The sequence below is a fragment of the Rubrivirga sp. genome (assembly GCF_049648075.1).
GTDB lineage: Bacteria > Bacteroidota > Rhodothermia > Rhodothermales > Rubricoccaceae > Rubrivirga.
Window position 1 is genome coordinate 1 of sequence record NZ_JBARYR010000422.1, and the last position, 1734, is coordinate 1734.

Consider the following 1734-nt stretch of genomic DNA (forward strand, 5'->3'; position numbering starts at 1 on the left):
CGACGGCCAGGTCGACTCCGTGATCGCGGAAGTACGCCAGCGATAGTGCGAGCGAGGCCTCGAAGAAGCTCGGTCCGATAGTCTCGAGAGCGTCCTCGAGGTCGGCAACGGCGGCGTCCAGCCACGACGCAGGCGCGGCGACGCCGCCAATCCGCATCCGCTCTCGTAGTGTCAAAAGGTGCGGCGACGTGTGGAGGCCGACGCGCAGACCGGCAGCGCTCGCGACGGACGCGGCCATCGAGGACGTGGAGCCCTTTCCGTTCGTGCCGGCGACGTGGATCGCAGGGAACGCTCGCTGGGGGTTGCCGAGCGCATCCAAGAGAGCTTCGATCCGGTCCAGGCCAGGCCGGAACGCGCCGGTGTCGGTCGCGAAGCGGGGGAGCCGGAGCAACCGCTGCTCACCGCTCACGGCTGTTCGACCTCGATGCGCCGTCGGTCTCCGCCGAGGTGCGTCAGCCGAAGCCAGATCGTGCGCGGGGGCAGCCACTCGGCCCCGCGCTCGGGCCACTCGACGACTGCGATCGCGTCGCCGTCCAGCATCTCATCGAGGCCGAGGCGCCCGACCTCGTCGCCCTCGAGTCGGTACAGGTCGAGGTGCAAGAGGTCGCCTTCGGCGTGCTCTTGGACGATCGTGAACGTCGGCGACGTGACCGTATCGGGGTCGACCTCGAGGGCGGCGGCGATGCCCTTGGCGAGATGCGTCTTGCCGGCGCCCAGGTCGCCGACGAGCGCGACGACGTCCCCGGCCTCGAGGACGGACGCCAAGCGACGGCCGAGGTCGAGGGTTTCGGACGCGCTCGCGGTCTCGGCAGGTAGCAGGCTGCTGAACACAGCCGTCAGGGAGCCACGTCGAACGTCCCGTCCGAGACCGAAACGCCGCTCGAGGTGACGAAGCTGAACGTGCCCCGCAGCCGTGCCGCCGAGTACTCCGTGACCTGGATCACGCCGCTCTCAGCACGCTCGTCGCTCGCGTCGCCGACCGAGATTTGAATGGTGGACGGGTCGGAGCCGTCTCCAATGCGGTATGTCCCCTCGGTCGTTCCGCCGATCACGATCGTGATCGGTGTGCGGAGATCCGTCTCGCTCGCCCCGATCTCGTATCCGGTGATGTGCGTCAGCCCACTCTCGACGAACGTGTTGTAGCAGTCGGAGCGTAGCGGCTGCCCGTCCACGTCGGCCGTGATCATGCCTCCTGAGCGAAAGCTGAACTCGGCGCAACTCGCATTGCCGGTGTCGGTCTCACCGCCGCTGTCGCAGCCGGAGAAGAACGCGAGAGCCAAGGCCATGAGGAGGTGGTGGGCGCGCATGGATGCTCTGGTACTAGAGGTCCGAAACGTAAGCCCAACTGGCACCTTGCCCGTGCGCTCGAGGGTGCGACCGACGTGTGTCCTACCCTCGAGGACGGAGCGTCACGACGGGCAGCAGGCACTCCTCCATCGTCACGCCGCCGTGCTGGAACGTGTCGCGGTACTGGTTCACGTAGCGGTTGTAGTTCGTCGGGTAGACGAAGTAGCCGTCGCCCTTGGCGAAGATGTAGTTCTCGTTGATGCCCAGCCGCGGCAGGCCGTACGTCTCCGGCTCCTTGACGAAGATGGCCTCGTCGTGGTCCACCTTGAGGTTGCGGCCGTGCTTGTAGCGGAGCGACGTGCTCGCCTCGCGGTCGCCGATCACCTTCGTCGGCGACAACGCGCGGACGGCGCCGTGGTCGGTCGTGATGACGACCGTGCAGTCGTG

General features: G+C 67.5%; 2 protein-coding genes and 2 pseudogenes. All 4 read right to left on the reverse strand.

The window, feature by feature from the left end; all coding sequences use genetic code 11:
* Positions 1 to 391 (reverse strand): annotated as a pseudogene (locus WBA11_RS12085) (bifunctional folylpolyglutamate synthase/dihydrofolate synthase); the annotation flags it as partial.
* A 14-nt stretch (positions 392 to 405) separates the two neighbouring features.
* Positions 406 to 831 carry a tRNA (adenosine(37)-N6)-threonylcarbamoyltransferase complex ATPase subunit type 1 TsaE gene (gene tsaE, locus WBA11_RS12090; RefSeq protein ID WP_424520935.1) on the reverse strand — a complete coding sequence of 142 codons (426 nt, stop codon included), beginning with the start codon at positions 829 to 831 and terminating at the stop codon, positions 406 to 408.
* 5 nt (positions 832 to 836) lie between these two features.
* Entirely contained in the window at positions 837 to 1307 is a 471-nt protein-coding gene (locus tag WBA11_RS12095; protein ID WP_424520936.1) for a hypothetical protein, read from the reverse strand.
* Positions 1308 to 1389: 82 nt separating this feature from the next.
* Positions 1390 to 1734: pseudogene (locus WBA11_RS12100) on the reverse strand (PglZ domain-containing protein); the annotation flags it as partial.